The sequence below is a fragment of the Xanthobacter aminoxidans genome (assembly GCF_043193615.1).
Lineage (GTDB): Bacteria > Pseudomonadota > Alphaproteobacteria > Rhizobiales > Xanthobacteraceae > Xanthobacter > Xanthobacter aminoxidans.
In genome coordinates this window covers 127,011-144,516 of the sequence record NZ_JBAFUS010000004.1, presented here as the reverse complement: position 1 = coordinate 144,516, position 17,506 = coordinate 127,011, and the positions used below count along the sequence as shown (strand labels likewise).

Here is a 17,506-nt window from a genome sequence, read left to right as displayed (position 1 = left end):
CAAAACCAAAAAGACGGAAGGACACGCCATGTTCGAGAACGTGCTCATCACCGGCGCCAACGGGCTGCTCGGCCGGGCGGTGGTGAAGGAGATGCAGGGCCGCGCCCGCGTCACCGGCTTCGACCTCAAGGCCGGCGATGCGCCGATTTCCTGGGAGACCGGCAACCTGACCGATGCCGCCGCCGTCGCCCGCGCGGTGAAGGGCAAGGATGCCATCCTGCAGATCGCCGCCATCCCCAACATCTGGTCGGGCGGCGGCGAGAAGATCATGCAGGTCAACGTGGTTGGCCTCTATCTGCTGCTGGAGGCGGCGGAGGCGGCCGGGGTGCGCCGGGTGGTGATCTGCTCGTCGGATTCCGTGCTCGGCTACACCGTACGCGAGGGCAAGATGGTGCCCCCGTCCTATCTGCCCGTGGACCTCGCCCACCCGCTCAATCCCACCGATCCCTATGCGCTGAGCAAGCTCATGGGCGAGGAAGCGGGGCGCAGCTTCGCCACCCGTGGCATGGAAATCGTGGTGCTGCGCCCGGTCTTCGTCGCCTATCCCGAGATGTATGGCGAGATCCGCGCCCGCGCGGCCGCGCCCGACACCTATCGCGGAACCCCGGCGGGCGGGCCGTCGTCCGCCGGCGGCGGGCCATGCTGGCACCATGTGGACCCGCGCGACGCGGCGCGCGCCTTCCGGCTGGCGCTGGAGATGAAGAACGTCACGTTCGAGCGCTTCCTGCTGTGCGCCAACGTCACCCTCTCCCCCGAACCGACGCTGGAGCGCCTTGCCCGCCTCCTCGGCCGCACGCCGGAGGTCCGGCGGCCGGAGGTCTACGCCCGCAACCCCTTCGCGCCGATCTACGACCTAGACCCGGTGCGCGAGCGCCTCGGCTTCGACGCGGAATTCGACGCGCGCGCCATCGCCATACCGGCCGCAGCCTGATGGTGACGTGGCGCCACTTGCCGCATTGCCGGTCCCCTTCCGGCAATGCGCGCAACAGGTGTATGGAAGGCACAAATCAACCTTTGGCGAGGAAAGGACCGAGCCCATGCCGCCAGCCGTCAGCAAGGAGGACAAGGGCGAGACCACCGGCGAACGCGGTGGCGTTCAGTCCATCGAGCGTGCCGTCGCGATCCTGACCGAGGTCTCGCGCAACTACGGCATCAGCCTTGCCGATCTGTCCCGGGCCGTGGGCCTGCACAGCAGCACCACCTTCCATCTGGTGCGGACGCTGGTCGCCGAGGGCATGGTGCGGCAGGATCGCGAGACCAAGCGCTATCACCTCGGCCGCACCATCTACCAGCTCGCCGCCAGCGCCTCGAGCGAGGTGGAGCTGGTCTCCGCCGCGATGCCCTTCCTGGAGGACCTCGCGACCCGGACCCGCGAGTTCAGCCATCTCGCGCTGCGCAGCGGTCATGACATCATCATTGCCGCAAAGGTCGCGGGAGACGGCGCCTTCCAGATGACCGAACGCAATGGATCCGTGCGCCCCGCCCATGCGACGGCAGTCGGCAAAGTGCTTCTTGCCGCCATGGGCGACGGGCAATTGGCGCGCTACCTGGAGAGCGCTCCCTTCGCGGCCTTCACCGCGCGCACCATCACCGATGCCGAACGGCTGAGGGCGGAGATCACCAGCGTGCGCGCCGCGGGCATCGCCTATGACGACACCGAGTTTCACGACGAGGTCCGCTGCCTCGCCGTCCCCATCCGCGACTTCCGCGGCGAGGTGGTGGCGGCGGCCGGCGTGTCGGGTCCGGTCTGGCGCCTCAGCCTGCCGCGGCTGCACGAGCTCGCCGCGCAGGTGAAGGACACCTGCGCGCTCATCTCCCGGGAGCTCGGCCACCGGTCCGGGACGCTCTGACACCCCAACGTCCCGCGGCAAGATGGGCCATCCCCGGCTTCGCCGCCGGACGCTGCCGCACGCCCGCAACTCGAACCGCAAGGAAGCGCCTATGAACCGCACGCCGCCGACCGCGAGCTTCGGCATCAACACCTATTCCTACACCTTCAGCCGGCCGGCGGCCGCCTGTGTCCGCAGCGCGGCGGAGGCGGGCTATTGCGGCATCGAGCTGATGATCTATCCCGGCCATTTGTGGGAAGGCGCACCGGGTGATGCCGGCCCGGCGGCGGTGCGGCGCGCGCTGGAGGAGACGGAGCTCGCGGCCGTATCGGTCAACGGTCCGAACATTGATCTCAACATCGCCGCGGCGGTGGAGGAGATGCGGGCCTATTCGCTGCGCACGCTGGAAAGCCATATCCGCATCGCCAGCGAGATCGGCGCGCGGTTCCTGGTCCTCGGCCCCGGCAAGGCCAACCCGCTGTTTCCGCTCGACCGGGAGATCCTCCTCGGCCACCTCTTCGCCGCGCTCGATCGCCTTCTCCCGCTCGCGGACCACTGCGGCGTGAAGATCTCGGTCGAGAACATGCCCTTCGCCTTCCTACCCTCCGCCACCGACATCCTCGACGCGCTCGCGGCCTATGGCCATCCCGGCATCGGCGTCATCTATGACGTGGCCAACGCCCATTTCATCGGCGAAGACCCCTGCGCGGGCCTCCGGCTGATGCAGCAGCGGCTCGATCTCGTCCACCTGTCGGACACCACGCGCACGCTCTACCGACACGATCCCATCGGCATGGGCGACGTGGATTTCGCCGCCGTGCCGCCGGTGCTGGCAGAGATCGGCTATGACCGCGCCACCATGCTGGAGATCATTTCCCGCAGGCCCGACGACGATATTGCCGAGGGCGCCGCGCGGCTCGCCGCCATGGGCTTCGGCCCGCCCTATGGTCCTGATGCCGGAGCCTGACCGCGCTCACCTACTGATACCCAAGGAGCCATGGGGTCTCCCTTGGGGCGGGCCGGACCCAACGGATTGGGCCCCAACGCCCATCCCGAACCAAAACGGCGATGAGGGGTATGGAGCGAGACGCGAAGGAATACCAAGGCCGGCGAAAAGCCTTGCAGATGTTACATTCCGACGCTTTCAGGGGCGCCGTGAAACAAGCGACTGGCGGAGAGGGAGGGATTCGAACCCCCGATACGGTTGCCCGTATGCCGCATTTCGAGTGCGGTGCATTCGACCACTCTGCCACCTCTCCGCAGAGCCGGCGCCGGAGGAGTTCCGCTAGGGAAATCCATGACGCCGGTGGCGTGGTCGTGCGCTTCTAGCGGACGTTGGGGCGAAGGACAAGCGGTCGCGCGCAGGTCCGTCGCGGGAACATGAACCGATCTGCGCGGCCGGAGCGGGGCCCCCCAGAGTCCAGCGCCACCATGGGGCGAAGCGCACCGCTCACACCGCCTTCAGGTGCCGCAGTGGCCGGCCGGAGGAAATGCCCTGGGCGGCGGCGATGATGGCGGCGGTGTCGAGGCCGTAATGGGCATAGAGGTCGGCGAGCGTCCCGGTCTGGCCGAAATGCTCCACCCCCAGTGCCCGCACGCGATGTCCCGCCACGGCGCCGAGCCAGCCCAAAGTCGCGGGATGGCCGTCGATGACGGTGACGAGCCCGCAATGGCGCGGCAAGGCCGACAGCAACCGCTCCACATGGCTCTGCGCCCCGGCAAAACCGCGCTCGCGGGCGCGGGCGGCCGCCGTCCAGCCGGCGTTCAGCCGGTCGGCGGAGGTGACGGCGAGGAGGCCCACGTCGCGCCGGTCCTCGGCGATGAGCGCCACGGCATCGATGGCCTCGGGCGTCACCGCCCCCTGCACGGCGATCACCACGTCGCAATTGGGGCCGGGCTCGCGCAGCCAATAGGCGCCGTCCACGATGGCGCGCTTCTGCGCGTCGGTGAAGACGCGCTTCGGCTGCTCCAGCGGGCGGGTGGAGAGGCGGAAATAGACCGAGCCGCCGGTCTCGTCGCGCAGCCAGTTGCGCTCGTCGGCGGCGCCCTCGCCGTCCCGCTGCACATAATCGAAGGCGAATTCCATCAGCACCGCCAGCTCGTCCACGAAGGCCGGCTCGAAGGCGGCGAGGCCGTCCTGCGCCATGCCGATGAGCGGGGTGGCGATGGACTGGTGCGCCCCGCCCTCGGGCGCCAGCGTGATGCCGGAGGGGGTCGCGACGAGGATGAAGCGGGCATCCTGGTAGCAGGCGTAGTTCAGCGCATCGAGCCCGCGGCAGATGAAGGGGTCGTAGAGCGTGCCCACCGGCACGAGGCGGGCGCCGAACAGGGAGTGGGAGAGGCCGAAGGCGGAGAGGGTCAGGAACAGGTTCATCTCGGCGATGCCAAGTTCCATGTGCTGGCCCGTGGGCGAGAATTCCCAGGCGAAGGTGGAGGGGATGCGCTCGCGGCGGAACACGTCGGCCAGCGCCTCGTGGGCGAACAGGCCGCGCCGGTTCACCCACGGCCCGAGATTGGTGGAGACGGTCACATCCGGCGAGGTGGTGACGATGCGATCCGCGAGCGGGCTGTCGCCTTTCGCGAGGTCCTGGAGGATGAGGCCGAAGCCGGCCTGGGTGGAAATGCTGGGATTGGGCGGCGGGGCGAGCGCCGGCACCGTGAGCGCCGGGTCGGAATAGCGGCGCGGGCCGCCCTGCGCGAAGGGCACGCGATCGAGGAAGGCGCGCAGCTCGCCTTCAGGGCGCTTCAGCCCCTCGAACGGCTCCCATTCGCGGCCGGCGCCCACGTTCATGGACGCGCGCAGCGCCTCCATCTGGGTGGGGGTCATGAGGCCGGCGTGGTTGTCCTTGTGGCCGGCGAGCGGCAGGCCGAAGCCCTTCACCGTGTAGCAGAGGAAGGCCACCGGCCGGTCGTGGTCGATGGCGTCGAAGGCGGCGATGAGGGACGCGATGTCGTGGCCGCCGAGATTGGTCATCAGCGCGGACAGCTCGGCGTCCGAGCGCCGGGCGATGAGGGCGGAAACCTCGCCCTGGTCGCCGAGGTCGTCCATCAGGCGCTTTCGCCAGGCGGCGCCGCCCTGAAAGGTCAGCGCGGAGTATTCGGCGTTGGGGCAGGTATCGATCCAGCGCTTCAGCGCCTCCCCGCCCGGCTCGGCGAAGGCGGCCTGCTGGAGCGTGCCATACTTCAGCACGACCACCTGCCAGCCCATGGCCTCGAAGATGCCGGTGAAGCGCTCGTAGAGGCCCTCGCGCACCACGCCGTCGAGGCTCTGGCGGTTGTAGTCGATGATCCACCAGGTGTTGCGCACCTCGTGCTTCCAGCCCTCCAGCAGGGCCTCGAAGACGTTGCCTTCGTCCAGCTCCGCATCGCCCACGAGGGCGATCATCCGCCCCTTGGGCCGGTCGCCGGCGAGGCCGTGGGCGTGGACGTAATCCTGCGCGAGGCTGGCGAACAGGGTCTGCGCCACGCCAAGGCCCACCGAGCCGGTGGAGAAGTCCACGTCGTCGGCATCCTTGGTGCGCGAGGGGTAGGACTGCGCGCCCTTGAAGCCGCGGAAATTCTCCAGCCGTGCGCGGTCCTGTCGGCCGAGCAGATACTGGATGGCGTGGAAGATGGGGCTCGCATGGGGCTTCACCGCTACCCGGTCCTCAGGGCGCAGCACATGGAAATAGAGCGCGCACATGATGGCGGCGAGGGACGCCGAGGAGGCCTGATGGCCGCCCACCTTCAGGCCGTCCGTGCCGGGCCTGAGATGGTTGGCGTTGTGGATCATCCAGCTCGCCAGCCACAGCACCTTCTTCTCCAGTTCGCCGAGCACCGCGAGATCGGCGGTCGAGGGCGGCGCGGGCGGGGTGCGGAGTGCGGGAGCGGCGGAACGGGGGGAGGCCATGGCGTTTCCTCGGCGTGTTTCTTCGGCGATTTCTTCTTCAGCGGGCGGGCCGGAGCACCCGCCGCAACCCGATTGTAGCGTGGGCGGAGCGGCGTTTCCGGTCGAATCGGCCTTACCTTGGCGCGACTTGAGCCATAAATTGCCGCGAGACGCAGCCAACGGAGCAGGATCATGCGCCTCGACGCCATCGACCGGAAGATCCTCGCCGTCCTGCAGGCGGATGGCCGCAAGAGCATCGCGGAATTGTCCGGGGAGGTGGGGCTTTCCCCCTCGCCGTGCCTGCGGCGGGTGAAGGCGCTGGAGGAGGCAGGGCTCATCTCGCGCTATGCGGCGGTGCTGGACCAGCGCAAGGCCGGCCTGCCGGTGAGCGTGTTCGTCTCCATCAAGCTGGAGCGCCAGCAGGAGGAGGCGCTGGATGCGTTCTCCGCCGCCATTCGGGGCTGGCCGGAGGTGCTGGAATGCTATCTGATGACCGGCCCGCGCGATTACCTTTTACGGGTGGTGGCGGCCGATCTCGACGCCTATGAGCGCTTCCTGAAGGAGAAGCTCACGCGGCTCGACGGCATCGCCTCCATCGAAAGCTCCTTCGCGCTGGAACAGGTGAAATATTCCCACGTCCTGCCGCTGCCGTGACGGCCGGACGCGCAAGGAGGATCAGATGGCCATACGCGTCGGCATCGGCGGCTGGACGTTCGAGCCGTGGCGCGGCGTCTTCTATCCGGAAGGCCTGCCCCACGCGAAGGAGCTGCGGCACGCCGCATCCGTGCTGAAGACCATCGAGATCAACGGCACCTTCTACCGCACCCCCTCCGCCAAATCCTGCGCCGACTGGGCGCGGCAGGTGCCGGACGGCTTCGTGTTCGCGCTCAAGGCGACGCGCTACGTCACCCAGCGCCGCGTGCTGGCGGAGGCGGAGGAGAGCGTCGGCAAATTCATCACCAGCGGCATCGTGGAGATGGGCGACCGGCTCGGCCCCATCAACTGGCAGTTCGCGGCGACGAAAGCGTTCGACCCGGACGACATGGCCGCCTTCATGGCCCTGCTGCCGAAGGCCCATGAAGGCGTCACCCTGCGCCATGCGCTGGAGGTGCGGCACCCCTCCTTCGCCGTGCCCGAGTTCGTGGAGCTGGCACGGAAGCACGGCGTCGCCATCGTCTTCGCCGACCACGAGACCTATCCGGCCATCGCCGACCTGACGGCGGATTTCACCTATGCCCGGCTCCAGCAGACCGCCGAGGCGGTCGAGACCGGCTATGGCGCCGCCGACCTCGCGCGCTGGGCGAAGGCCGCGAAGGCGTGGGAGGCCGGCACCGTGCCCGAGGGCCTGCCGCAGGCGGGGGCGCCCGCGAAGGCGAAGGGAAAGACGGCGGCCAGGCGCGATGTCTTCCTCTACCTCATCGGCGGTGCGAAAGTGCGCAACCCGGCCGGCGCCATCGCCTTGCAGCGGCAGGTGGACGGCGAGTGAACAGCCGTTGACCTCAATCAACGCCGGATGTGTGCACTGCGGTAAAGAGATGATGCAGAGACGGTTCCCGACGCCCCGCGGGAGTGCCATCCTCCACCGGCATCGCGGGGGCGTGCCAGCCCCCTGAAGGTGTCCCTATGAAGCGCTCCCTTGCCATCCTCGCCGTCATCGTCGCCCTCGCGGCCGCAGGCGGCGCCGGAGCGTGGTATCTCGCGCACCGCAGCCGCGCCCTGCCCCCCGGCTTCGCCGAGGGCAACGGCCGCATCGAGGCCACCGAGGTGGACGTGGCCACCAAGGCCCCCGGCCGGCTGCTCGACGTGCTCGCCGAGGAAGGCGACTTCATCAAGCAGGGGCAGGTCATCGCGCACATCGACGTCTCGGACCTCGAGGCGGCCCTGCGCACGGCGGACGCGCAGGCATCGCAGGCGCGCCAGTCCCGCGACACGGCCATGCATGTGGTGGAGCAGAGGAAGGGCGAGCTGGACCTCGCCACCAAGGAGCTGGAGCGGCAGGAAACCCTCGTCGCCAAGGGCTTCGCCACCGAGCAGAAGGTGGACCAGTATCGCACCACCAAGCTCACCGCCGCCGCGGCGCTCGCCGCCGCCCAGTCGAGCCTCGCGGCGAGCGAGAGCGCCATCCGCGCCGCCGAAGCGGAGGTTGACCGCCTGAAGCGCCTCGTGGCCGACGGCACGCTCATCGCCCCCAAGTCCGGCCGGGTCATCTACCGCCTCGCCGAGCCGGGCGAGGTGCTGGGCGCCGGCGGCAAGGTGCTGACCTTCATCGATCTTTCCGATGTCTACATGACCATCTTCCTGCCCGCCGCCGACGCCGGGCGCATCGGCCTCGGCACCCCCGCGCGGCTGATGCTGGAGCCGCTGCCGGACCGCGCGGTGCCGGCCGCCGTCTCCTTCGTCTCGGCCCGCGCCCAGTTCACCCCCAAGCAGGTGGAAACCCAGCGCGAGCGCGACCGCATGATGTTCCGCGTGAAGCTCCGCGTCGCCCGGCCACTGGTGGAGAAGTATCTGGATCATGTGAAGACCGGCGTCACCGGCGTCGGCTACGTCCGGCTCGATCCCGCCGCCCAATGGCCCGCCTGGCTCGACTCGGACCTCGTGCGCGACGCCGCCGATGCGCCCAAGGACGCGGGGACCAAGGACGCGGGAGCCAAACCGTGAGCGAGGCCGCTCCGGCGGCACTCCCGGACGCCGTCCGGCTCGCCGGCATCCACCACGCCTACGGGAAGACGCGCGCGGTGGACGGGGTGGACCTCACCATCGCCGAAGGCTCCGCCGTCGCCCTCGTCGGGCCGGACGGGGTGGGCAAGTCCACCCTCCTCGGCCTCATCGCCGGGGCGAAGCGCATCCAGACCGGCCGGGTGGAGGTGCTCGGCGCGGACTTCGCAGCGCGCAAGGCGCGGGAGGAAGCCCAGCCGCGCATCGCCTTCATGCCGCAGGGGCTGGGGCGCAACCTCTATCCCAACCTCTCGGTGGCCGAGAACATCGCCTTCTTCGCCCGCCTGTTCGGCGAGGATGCGGCGGCCAAGGGCGCCCGCGTCGCCCCGCTGCTCGCCGCCACCGGCCTCGACCCGTTCGCCGACCGGCTGATGCGCAAGCTCTCCGGCGGCATGAAGCAGAAGCTCGGCCTGTGCTGCGCGCTGGTGCACGACCCCGACCTTTTGCTGCTGGACGAGCCCACCACCGGCGTCGATCCCCTCTCCCGCCGGCAGTTCTGGGACTTCGTGGACACCATCCGCGCCGACCGCCCGCACCTCACCCTCCTCGTCGCCACCGCCGACATGGAGGAGGCCGCCCGCTTCGGCCGCGTGGTGCTGATGGACAACGGCCGCATCCTCGCCGACGGTAGCCCGGCCGAGCACCTGGCCCGCACCGGCCAGCCGACGCTGGAGCGCGCCTTCATCGCTTTGCTGCCGGACGGCCAGCGCGGCGACGGCGACGCCGCGCTCCCGGTCGCGGCCATTCCGGCCGACGCGCCGGTGGCCATCGAATCCCGCGGCCTCACCCGCCGCTTCGGCGATTTCGTGGCGGTGGACGATGTGAGCTTCACCATCCGCCGCGGCGAGATCTTCGGCTTCCTCGGCTCCAACGGCTGCGGCAAGTCCACCACCATGAAGATGCTCACCGGCCTGCTGCCGGCAAGCTCCGGCGAGGCGCTGCTGTTCGGCGTGCCGGTGGACCCGAAGGACATCGAGACGCGCCGGCGCGTCGGCTACATGTCGCAGGCCTTCTCGCTCTACGGCGAACTCACCGTGCGGCAGAACCTGGAGCTGCACGCCCGCCTGTTCGCCCTGCCGGAGGACGCAGCGAAAAAACGCATCGCCGATCTCGTCGCCACCTTCGACCTCACCGACCATCTCGACGACCTCTCCGACGGCCTCCCGCTCGGCGTGCGCCAGCGCCTGTCGCTGGCCGTGGCGGTGCTGCACGAGCCGGAGGTGCTGATCCTCGACGAGCCCACCTCCGGCGTGGACCCGGTGGCCCGGGACGGCTTCTGGGATCACCTCCAGCGGCTCTCGCGGGATGAGGGCGTGACCATCTTCGTCTCCACCCACTTCATGGGCGAGGCGGAGCGCTGCGACCGCATCTCCTTCATGCACGCCGGCCGCGTCATCGCCACCGGCACGCCGCAGGCGCTGAAGGACGCGCAGCACGCGGCGAGCCTGGAAGAGGCGTTCGTCGCCTATATGGAGATGGGCGGCCGCGCCGCCGGCACCGAGGCCCGCCTGCCGCCGCCCCAGCCACGGCCGGCGGGAAAGCCGGCCGCCTTCTCGCCCCGACGCCTCGCCGCCTATGCCTGGCGCGAGACGCTGGAGCTGAAGCGCGATCCGGTGCGCCTCGCCTTCGCGCTGCTCGGCACCGCCTTCCTGATGATCATCTTCGGCTACGGCATCACCCTGGACGTGGACAAGCTGCGCTTCGCCGTGCTCGACCGCGACCAGACGCCGGAAAGCCGCGCCTATATCGACGGCTTCGCCCACTCCACCTATTTCCGCATCCAGCCGCCGCTCGCATCGCCGGACGACCTCGACCAGCGGCTGAAATCCAACGCCATCGCCTTCGCCATCGAGCTGCCGCCGAACTTCGGCGCCGATCTGCGATCAGGCCGGCAGACGGAAGTGCTCGTCACCATCGACGGCGCCATGCCGTTCCGGGCCGAGACCATCAAGGGCTATGTGGAGGCGGTGCACACCATGTTCCTCGCCGACGCGGCGCAGATGGCGGGGCGCAGCTTCTCCGCCTTCGCCGGGTTGGAGATGCGCTATCGCTACAACCAGTCCTTCCGCAGCCTCGATGCCATGGTGCCGGCCAACATCGCGCTGATGCTCATCTTCATCCCGGCCATCCTCACCGCGCTGGGCGTGGTGACGGAGAAGGAGCTGGGCTCCATCACCAACCTCTACGTCACGCCGGTGACGAAGCTGGAATTCCTGCTAGGCAAGCAGGCGCCCTATGTGGGGGTGGCGCTGTTCAACTTCGTCGTCATGGTGCTGATGGCGCTGTTCCTGTTCGGGGTGCCGCTGAAGGGCTCGTTCCTCGGTCTGGCGCTGGGGGCGTTTGCCTATGTGCTGGCGACGACCGCCATCGGGCTCGTCTCCTCCACCCTCACAAACACCCAGGTGGCGGCGCTGTTCGGCACCGCCATCGGCACCATGATGCCCGCCACCCAGTTCTCCGGCATGCTCCAGCCGGTGGCCTCGCTGGAGGGCGGAGGATGGGTGCTCGGCACCTTCTTCCCCACCACCTATTTCATGCGGGTGAGCGTCGGCGCCTTCACCAAGGGCCTGAGCTTCGCCGAGCTTCTGCCCTTCATCATGGCCACCGCCGCCTTCTGGCCGGCGCTGCTGGCCATCGCCTTCCTCATCCTGCGCAAGCAGGAGACCTGACATGGCCGCGCCCGCCCCCTCCGCGAAAGCCCCCGCCCCCCGCCGCCTGCCGCTGGCCAACGTCCACTGGCTGGTGGGCAAGGAGCTGCTCGGCCTGTGGCGCGACCGGGCGCTGCTGGTGCTGGTGGTCTATGCCTTCACCGTCGCCATCGTGCTGCAGGCGAACGGCATGAAGCACGACCTCAACCGCGCCGCCGTGGCGGTGGTGGACGAGGACAATTCCGCCCTCTCCAATGCCATCCTCGACGCGCTGCTGCCGCCCTCCTTCCAGCGCCCGGTGCCCATCGCCCCGCAGGACGTGGACCCGATGATGGATGCGGCGCGCTACACCTTCGTGCTGAATTTCCCGCCCAACTTCCAGGCGGACGTGCTGGCCGGCCGCAGCCCCGAGGTGCAACTGCTCATCGACGCCACGGCGCTGATGCAGGCCGGCCTCGGCGCCAACGACATCTCCGCCATCTTCCAGACCGAGGTGAACCGCTTCGTCCTGCGTCATTCGGAAGGGGTGGCGAGCCCGGTCAATCTCCAGATCCGCGCCGCCTTCAACCAGGGGCTGGAATCCTCCTGGTTCACCGGCACCATGGGCCTCATCACCAACATCACCATGCTCTCGGTGCTGCTCGCGGGCGCGGCGCTGATCCGCGAGCGCGAGCACGGCACGCTGGAGCACCTTCTGGTGCTGCCGGTGCGCCCGTCCGAGATCATGCTGGCGAAGGTGGTGGCGAACGGGGCGGTGATCCTCGTCGCCACCCTCGTCAGCCTCATCGCGGTGCTGAAATGGGTGCTGGGCGTGTCCATCGCGGGCTCGATCCCGCTGTTTCTCGCCGGTGCCGCGCTCTATCTCTTCTTCACCGCGTCGCTGGGCATCTTCCTCGGCACGCTGGCCGGGTCCATGCCGCAGTTCGGACTGCTGTTCTTCCTCGTGGTGCTGCCCATGAACATGCTGTCGGGCGGGTTCACGCCGCTGGAGAGCATGCCCGAATGGTTGCAGGTGGCGATGCAGGCCTCGCCCTCCACCCAGTTCGTGGCCTTCGCGCAGGCCATCCTCTACCGGGGCGCGGGGCTGGAAACGGTGTGGCCGCGCTTCGCCGCCACCTTCGGCATCGGCGCCCTGTTTTTCGCCGTGGCGCTGGCCCGCTTTCGCACCTTCCTCGCCGCGCAGCAGTGAGGAAGGGGGTTGCCTTCGCTCAGGCGCCGCGCGGGCTCTGGGCGTTGCCTTCGCTCAAGCGCCGCGCGGGCTTCAGATGTAGTCCACGAAAGAGGCGAGCTGCTCCTGAGAGAGGTCGCGCATCTGGGCGAGGGTGTAGGTGTCGAGCACCGTGCCGATGGCGTCGCGCACCCGCACCATGAGCAGGCGCACCTCGCAGGTGGCGATGTCGCAATCCTCGCACGGCTCGTAGGCGTTGCGGCTGGCGCAGGGGAAGGGCGCCAGCGGCCCGTCGAGGGCGCGGATCATCTCGCCGACGATGATGTCGTCCGGCGCCTTAGCGAGCCGGTAGCCGCCGAGCTTGCCCTTCTTGGACGAGAGGAAGCCGGCGTTGCGCAGCTCGCCGAGGATCACGTCGAGGAATTTCTTCGGGATATTGTTGGCCTCGGCGATATCAGCCACCTGCGTGGAGCCGCCGGGCGGCAGACGCGCCAGGTGCACCGCCGCCTTGAGACCGTATTTTCCCTTTTTCGTCAGCATGGAGCGCCCTCTTTCGGGCTTATGGGGACATCGCGCGTCGCCGTCAACGGCGGCCACGTGAAATTCGGGGCGGCGTCACTTGCCGCTGGAGCCGTCCTTCAGCTCGTATCGGCTCATCAGCGGCGCCTGGGCGATGGCGAAGGCGAAGGTCAGCGGCAGATAGCCGAAGGTCTTGAAGGCGACCCAGGTGTCGGTGGACACCGACCGCCACACGATCTCGTTCAGCACCGCCATGACCAGGAAGAAGATGCCCCAACGGATGGTCAGCTTGCGCCAGCCTTCCTCGGTGAGCTTCACCATCCCGTCGAAGACGTAAGGCAGGAGCGGCTTCTTGAAGTAGAGCCCGCCCAGCAGCAGCACGCCGAACAGGGCGTTCACCATGGTCGGCTTCAGCTTGATGAAATGGTCGTCCTGAAGCCACAGCGTCAGGCCGCCGAACACCATGACCACCAGCGCCGACACCAGCGGCATCACCGCGATGCGGCGCGCCAGCACCCACATGGCGCCGAGCGCCAGCAGCGTCGCCACCATGAAGACGCCGGTCGCCACATAGATGCCGCCGCGCCCGTTGGCGATGAAGAACAGCACCAGCGGGCCGATCTCCAGGCCGATCTTGAGCCACGGACTCATCTTGCGGGGGGCGGGCGAGGAGGCGGGCGCGGGCACTGGAGCTTGTGATTGGGTCATTCAGGCGGGCCGGCAGGAGAAAAATACCGCCAATCCCGGCGGTTCAGCCGGAACGGCGCGACGTCACCCATGTGGCGCGTGTCGGGCCAACAATCAAGCCGCGCGCGGGTTCAGCGCAGCGGACCGAGGCACGCGACCAGCTCCGGCCCCTCCTTCGGCACCCGCGCCTGCAGCCGGGACGCGAGGCGCTGGACGCCGGCGGTGGGGTTGCCGGCATCGCGCCGGTGCGGATTGGGCAGCATCACCGCCAGCAGCGCCGCCTGCCGGGCGTCCACCTGCGCCGCCGGGATGCCGAAGGCGCGTTCCGCCCCGGCCTGCACGCCGAACTCCCCGTTTGGCCCCCACTCGGCGATGTTGAGGTAGATCTCGATCAGCCGCCTTTTGCTCACCACCAGATCGAGCCAGATGGCGAGCGGCATCTCGATGGCCTTGCGGATGAGGGCCCGCCCCGGCCAGAGGAACAGGTTCTTGGCGATCTGCATGGGGATGGTGGAGGCGCCGCGGGTCTCCTCCAGATCGTCGGCCTTCTCAAGCGCCTCGCGCAGCTCGCCGATGTCGATGCCGATATTCTGGCAGAAGCTCGCATCCTCCGAGGCGATGACGGTGCGCACCAGCGCTGGCGACATCTTCTCGATGGGCGTCCACACGCGCTCCACCCGCTCACCGGTGATCCAGCGGCCGATCATCAGCGTCGAGACCGGATTGACGACGTTGTAGAGGACGGAGAGCAGCAGCGGGATGGCGGCGAGGACGAGCACCACCCGAAGCACCAGACGGATCATCCCCAGCCCTCCCCGCCGCCATGCGGCTTGACCTTGCCCCCTGGTTGGGGCACCCGGTGGCCCCCGTCAACGGTGCGCCCCGCCCGGGCGTTCCCACCTTGCCCTTCTCAGCCACGCTAGGCCACCCGGTGACCTCTTCCCTCAAGGATCGTCTCGACGCCGCCGCCGCCATCACCGAAACCCGGCTCGCCGCCGCGCTCGGCGCGGCAGCGCTGCCCGGCGAACGGCTGCGGCCGGAGCGCCTGATGGGCGCCATGCGCCACGGCGCGCTGGGCGGCGGCAAAAGGCTGAGGCCCTTCCTGGTGATCGAGGGGGCGGCCCTGTTCGGCGTCACGGCGGAGGCTGCCGTGACCGCGGCTACCGCCATCGAGTGCGTGCACTGCTATTCCCTCGTCCATGACGATTTGCCGGCCATGGACGACGACGACCTGCGCCGGGGCCGGCCCACCGTCCACAAGGCCTATGACGAGGCCACCGCCATCCTCGCCGGCGACGGGCTGCTGACGCTCGCGTTCGACCTGCTGGCGGGCGAGGACGCCCATCCCGATCCCGCCGTGCGCATCGCGCTGGTGCGGGCGCTGGCGCGGGCGGCGGGCATCGGCGGCATGGTGGGCGGGCAGATGCTGGACCTCGCCGCCGAAGGGCGGTTTACCGGCGGCACACCCCTCGCCCACGGCGAGGACGCCATCCGCGACCTGCAGGCCATGAAGACCGGTGCGCTGCTCGCCGTCTCGGCCGAGACGGGGGCGATCCTCGGCGGCGCGGATGCGGGCCAGCGCGCGGCGCTCCTTGCCTATGGGCGGGCGCTGGGCGCGGCGTTCCAGATCGCCGATGACATCCTCGACGTGGAAGGCACAGCGGAAGAGGTGGGCAAGAAGGTGGGCAAGGATGCCGCCGCCGGAAAGGCGACGCTGGTCTCCCGCCTCGGCCTGCCCGAGGCGCGCCGGCTGCTGGACCGTCTGGTGGCGGAAGCGGCGGACGCCCTCGCCCCGTTCGGCGCGCGCAGCGAGATCCTCGCCGAGGCCGCCCGGTTCGTGGCCGCGCGGCGCAGCTGAGTACATTTTCGGATGGGAGCGGCCGGCGAACCGGCCGCTCCCACAGGCGTTCTCAGAGGGCCGTCCTCAGACCGCGAGGTCGCGCCTGTCCTCGACGGTGGAATCGGCGCGCATCCGGTAGACCATCGGCACGCCGGTGAGCACCTCGCGCTTCATGATGCCTTCGGGAGACAGCTTCTCCAGCACCATGATGAGGGCGCGCAGCGAATTGCCGTGGGCGGTCACGATCGTGGTTTCGCCCCGCAGCACGCGCGGCAGGATCTCCTGGTTGTAATAGGGCAGCGTGCGGGCCACCGTATCGCGCAGGCTCTCGCCCCCGGGCGGGGGGATGTCATAGGAGCGGCGCCACACATGCACCTGCTCCTCGCCCCACTTGGCGCGGGCGTCATCCTTGTTGAGGCCGGAGAGGTCGCCGTAGTCCCGCTCGTTCAGCGCCTGGCTGGCCAGCGTCTCCACGCCCGCCTGACCCATCTCGCCGAGCACCAGCGACAGGGTGCGCTGGGCGCGGGAGAGGAGCGAGGTGAAGGCGACGTCGAACTTCAGGCCTTCGGCCTTCAGGAGCGCGCCCGCGCGCTTTGCCTCCGCGACGCCCTGCTCGGTGAGGTCGGGGTCACGCCAGCCGGTGAAAAGGTTCTTCAGGTTCCACTCGCTCTGCCCGTGACGGACGAGGACGAGGATGCGATCCGACATGAAAAGTCTCCAGACACTCAGAAATCGGCGAGGCCGAGCACGTCGGCCATGGAATAGAGCCCCGGCTCCCGCTTGGTCTCTCCGCATTTCGTCCAACGGGCGGCGGCAAGCGCGCCATTGGCGAAGAGCGTGCGGTCCTCGGCCTTGTGAACCAGTTCGATGCGCTCGGCGGCGCCGGCGAAGATCACCATGTGCTCGCCCACCACGGAGCCGCCGCGCAGGCTGGCGAAGCCGATATTGCCCTTCACCCGCGGGCCGGTGATGCCGTCGCGGCCGCGCTCGGAGCAGTCGTCGAGCCTGCGGTTGCGGCCCGCCGCCGCCGCCTCGCCCAGCAGCAGCGCGGTTCCCGAAGGGGCATCCACCTTCCGGTTGTGATGCATCTCCACGATCTCGATGTCGAAGTCGTCGCCCAGCGTCGCCGCCACCCGGCGGGTCAAAGCGGCGAGCAGGTTCACCCCGAGGCTCATGTTGCCGGACTTGACGATGACCGTGCGCAGCGCCGCATCGGCGATGGCGGCATTGTCCTCGTTGGAGAGGCCGGTGGTGCCGATGACGTGGGCGATCCCGGCCTCGGCGAGGCGGCCGGCGAGGCGCACCGTGGCGGCGGGGGTGGAGAAGTCGATCACCACGTCGGCGCCGTTCAGCGAAGGCGCGACGTCGCTTTCCACGGTGACGCCGTTCGGTGCCGCGCCCGCCATCAGGCCCGCATCCTCACCGAGATGGGGGGAGCCGGCATATTCGAGCGCGCCCACGAGCTTCAGCCCCTCGGTCTCGGCGATGGCGCGGATGAGGGTGCGGCCCATGCGGCCGCCGGCCCCGGCAATGACGATGCGCAGATCGGTCACGGGTGTGTCCTTAAAATGGGCCGCGCTCAGGCGGGTGGCAGCTCGCGCCCGGTATAGCCGGAGATGATGAGGAAGTCGGCCACCGACGCCTCCTGCCGGATCGCTCGCGCCTTCTGGTAGGCGGGAGAGAAATAGCACGCGCGCGCCGTCGCCACGTCCTTGAACGCGGTGACGACATACCGTGAACGGCCATGGCCTTCCAGAAGATGATTGCGCCCCCCGCGTACCAGGAACCACGCACCGTATTCGGTGAAGGCCTCGGCAGCGGCAGCGGCATAGTCCTTGTACCGATCGGGATCGGTCACATCCACCTTGACCATCCAGTAGCCGCGCGGGTTGTCGGCCGTGCCCTCCGGCGGCTCCGGCGAGAGCTGCGGGCCGTCGAAGCCCTCCACCGCGGCGAGGTCCGCGATGGCGGTGGCCCCGCGCAGATCGCGCACAGGCCGGTAGTCGGGCGCGTCGTAGAGGGTGACAGCATCCTCGTACGAGGGCAGCTCCACCAGCACGTTGCGATGGCGCTTGATGCCTTCGAGCTGCTCGAAATCGCCGCCGCGGATCACGTAGCGGAAGCCGTGCGACCGGGCGTAGGCGAAGGTCGCCTCCCGGTAGGTGATGTAGTCCACCGGATTGACCACATCGAGATTGAGGAACCAGTAGCCCTTTGCCATCGCTCCGC

Annotated in this window: 16 protein-coding genes and 1 tRNA gene; 9 read left to right on the top strand and 8 right to left on the bottom strand. The window is 69.3% G+C overall.

The features are described from left to right. Window positions 1-28: 28 nt before the first annotated feature. From V5F74_RS19430 to V5F74_RS19420, 3 genes are all read left to right on the top strand, one after another. Window positions 29-931 (top strand): NAD-dependent epimerase/dehydratase family protein, encoded by a 903-nt coding sequence (locus V5F74_RS19430; RefSeq protein ID WP_394009724.1) that lies wholly within the window; start codon window positions 29-31, stop codon window positions 929-931. Window positions 932-1,037: 106 nt separating this feature from the next. Further along, window positions 1,038-1,850 carry an IclR family transcriptional regulator gene (locus V5F74_RS19425; RefSeq protein ID WP_051678921.1) on the top strand — a complete coding sequence of 271 codons (813 nt, stop codon included), beginning with the start codon at window positions 1,038-1,040 and terminating at the stop codon, window positions 1,848-1,850. Between the two features lie 91 nt (window positions 1,851-1,941). After that, window positions 1,942-2,796 (top strand): sugar phosphate isomerase/epimerase family protein, encoded by an 855-nt coding sequence (locus V5F74_RS19420; protein ID WP_051678920.1) that lies wholly within the window; start codon window positions 1,942-1,944, stop codon window positions 2,794-2,796. A 202-nt stretch (window positions 2,797-2,998) separates the two neighbouring features. Here V5F74_RS19420 and V5F74_RS19415 read toward each other — a convergent pair. Together V5F74_RS19415 and V5F74_RS19410 are read right to left on the bottom strand one after the other, a co-directional pair. Next, a tRNA-Ser gene (locus V5F74_RS19415) sits at window positions 2,999-3,088 on the bottom strand. A 191-nt stretch (window positions 3,089-3,279) separates the two neighbouring features. After that, window positions 3,280-5,718 (bottom strand): 1-deoxy-D-xylulose-5-phosphate synthase N-terminal domain-containing protein, encoded by a 2,439-nt coding sequence (locus tag V5F74_RS19410; protein WP_394009723.1) that lies wholly within the window; start codon window positions 5,716-5,718, stop codon window positions 3,280-3,282. A 168-nt stretch (window positions 5,719-5,886) separates the two neighbouring features. On the opposite strand from V5F74_RS19410, the gene V5F74_RS19405 reads away from it, so the two are divergent. The 5 genes from V5F74_RS19405 to V5F74_RS19385 all read left to right on the top strand — a co-directional run bounded on the left by V5F74_RS19405 (window position 5,887) and on the right by V5F74_RS19385 (window position 12,252). Continuing rightward, window positions 5,887-6,351 carry an Lrp/AsnC family transcriptional regulator gene (locus V5F74_RS19405; protein WP_024281234.1) on the top strand — a complete coding sequence of 155 codons (465 nt, stop codon included), beginning with the start codon at window positions 5,887-5,889 and terminating at the stop codon, window positions 6,349-6,351. Between the two features lie 25 nt (window positions 6,352-6,376). Next, the gene (locus tag V5F74_RS19400; protein ID WP_394009722.1) at window positions 6,377-7,183 is read left to right on the top strand and encodes a DUF72 domain-containing protein; all 807 of its coding nucleotides are present in this window, start codon (window positions 6,377-6,379) and stop codon (window positions 7,181-7,183) included. Between the two features lie 137 nt (window positions 7,184-7,320). Next, on the top strand, window positions 7,321-8,358 hold the full coding sequence (locus tag V5F74_RS19395) for an HlyD family secretion protein (RefSeq protein WP_394009721.1): 1,038 nt from the start codon (window positions 7,321-7,323) through the stop codon (window positions 8,356-8,358). After that, window positions 8,355-11,084, top strand: a complete 2,730-nt coding sequence (gene rbbA, locus V5F74_RS19390) for a ribosome-associated ATPase/putative transporter RbbA (protein WP_394009720.1) — start codon at window positions 8,355-8,357, stop codon at window positions 11,082-11,084. Before V5F74_RS19395 ends, rbbA begins: the two co-directional genes overlap by 4 nt. Window position 11,085: 1 nt before the next feature. Beyond that, window positions 11,086-12,252 (top strand): ABC transporter permease, encoded by a 1,167-nt coding sequence (locus tag V5F74_RS19385; protein WP_024281238.1) that lies wholly within the window; start codon window positions 11,086-11,088, stop codon window positions 12,250-12,252. Between the two features lie 72 nt (window positions 12,253-12,324). On the opposite strand, the gene V5F74_RS19380 is transcribed toward V5F74_RS19385, so the two are convergent. From V5F74_RS19380 to V5F74_RS19370, 3 genes are all read right to left on the bottom strand, one after another. Next, window positions 12,325-12,771 (bottom strand): RrF2 family transcriptional regulator, encoded by a 447-nt coding sequence (locus V5F74_RS19380; RefSeq protein ID WP_024281239.1) that lies wholly within the window; start codon window positions 12,769-12,771, stop codon window positions 12,325-12,327. Window positions 12,772-12,846: 75 nt separating this feature from the next. Continuing rightward, window positions 12,847-13,458, bottom strand: coding sequence for a septation protein A (locus V5F74_RS19375; RefSeq protein WP_394009719.1), 612 nt, complete (start codon window positions 13,456-13,458; stop codon window positions 12,847-12,849). 110 nt (window positions 13,459-13,568) lie between these two features. Then, window positions 13,569-14,240: a biosynthetic peptidoglycan transglycosylase gene (locus tag V5F74_RS19370; RefSeq protein WP_156026283.1), complete on the bottom strand. Its 672-nt coding sequence runs from the start codon at window positions 14,238-14,240 to the stop codon at window positions 13,569-13,571. 128 nt (window positions 14,241-14,368) lie between these two features. Here V5F74_RS19370 and V5F74_RS19365 point away from each other — a divergent pair, with 128 nt between their 5' ends. Then, a complete protein-coding gene (locus tag V5F74_RS19365; protein WP_394009718.1) occupies window positions 14,369-15,295 on the top strand; it encodes a polyprenyl synthetase family protein in 927 nt (308 codons plus the stop codon). Between the two features lie 66 nt (window positions 15,296-15,361). On the opposite strand, the gene V5F74_RS19360 is transcribed toward V5F74_RS19365, so the two are convergent. Genes V5F74_RS19360 through V5F74_RS19350 form a run of 3 tightly spaced genes read right to left on the bottom strand, consistent with a single transcriptional unit; the run spans window position 15,362 to window position 17,498 of the window. Continuing rightward, entirely contained in the window at window positions 15,362-15,985 is a 624-nt protein-coding gene (locus tag V5F74_RS19360) for a 2,3-bisphosphoglycerate-dependent phosphoglycerate mutase (RefSeq protein WP_394009717.1), read from the bottom strand. A gap of 17 nt (window positions 15,986-16,002) precedes the next feature. Continuing rightward, window positions 16,003-16,830 carry a 4-hydroxy-tetrahydrodipicolinate reductase gene (dapB, locus tag V5F74_RS19355; protein ID WP_394009716.1) on the bottom strand — a complete coding sequence of 276 codons (828 nt, stop codon included), beginning with the start codon at window positions 16,828-16,830 and terminating at the stop codon, window positions 16,003-16,005. 26 nt (window positions 16,831-16,856) lie between these two features. Beyond that, window positions 16,857-17,498, bottom strand: a complete 642-nt coding sequence (locus V5F74_RS19350) for a DUF1330 domain-containing protein (RefSeq protein ID WP_029556488.1) — start codon at window positions 17,496-17,498, stop codon at window positions 16,857-16,859. Window positions 17,499-17,506 lie beyond the last annotated feature (8 nt).

Bases quoted from the DNA above. Each gene is read 5' to 3' on its own strand.
- V5F74_RS19380 (WP_024281239.1), bottom strand. From the start codon at position 12,771: ATGCTGACGAAAAAGGGAAAATACGGTCTCAAGGCGGCGGTGCACCTG.
- V5F74_RS19395 (WP_394009721.1), top strand. From the start codon at position 7,321: ATGAAGCGCTCCCTTGCCATCCTCGCCGTCATCGTCGCCCTCGCGGCC.
- V5F74_RS19385 (WP_024281238.1), top strand. From the start codon at position 11,086: ATGGCCGCGCCCGCCCCCTCCGCGAAAGCCCCCGCCCCCCGCCGCCTG.
- V5F74_RS19370 (WP_156026283.1), bottom strand. From the start codon at position 14,240: ATGATCCGTCTGGTGCTTCGGGTGGTGCTCGTCCTCGCCGCCATCCCG.
- V5F74_RS19375 (WP_394009719.1), bottom strand. From the start codon at position 13,458: ATGACCCAATCACAAGCTCCAGTGCCCGCGCCCGCCTCCTCGCCCGCC.
- V5F74_RS19430 (WP_394009724.1), top strand. From the start codon at position 29: ATGTTCGAGAACGTGCTCATCACCGGCGCCAACGGGCTGCTCGGCCGG.
- V5F74_RS19360 (WP_394009717.1), bottom strand. From the start codon at position 15,985: ATGTCGGATCGCATCCTCGTCCTCGTCCGTCACGGGCAGAGCGAGTGG.
- V5F74_RS19420 (WP_051678920.1), top strand. From the start codon at position 1,942: ATGAACCGCACGCCGCCGACCGCGAGCTTCGGCATCAACACCTATTCC.
- V5F74_RS19410 (WP_394009723.1), bottom strand. From the start codon at position 5,718: ATGGCCTCCCCCCGTTCCGCCGCTCCCGCACTCCGCACCCCGCCCGCG.
- V5F74_RS19350 (WP_029556488.1), bottom strand. From the start codon at position 17,498: ATGGCAAAGGGCTACTGGTTCCTCAATCTCGATGTGGTCAATCCGGTG.
- V5F74_RS19425 (WP_051678921.1), top strand. From the start codon at position 1,038: ATGCCGCCAGCCGTCAGCAAGGAGGACAAGGGCGAGACCACCGGCGAA.
- V5F74_RS19400 (WP_394009722.1), top strand. From the start codon at position 6,377: ATGGCCATACGCGTCGGCATCGGCGGCTGGACGTTCGAGCCGTGGCGC.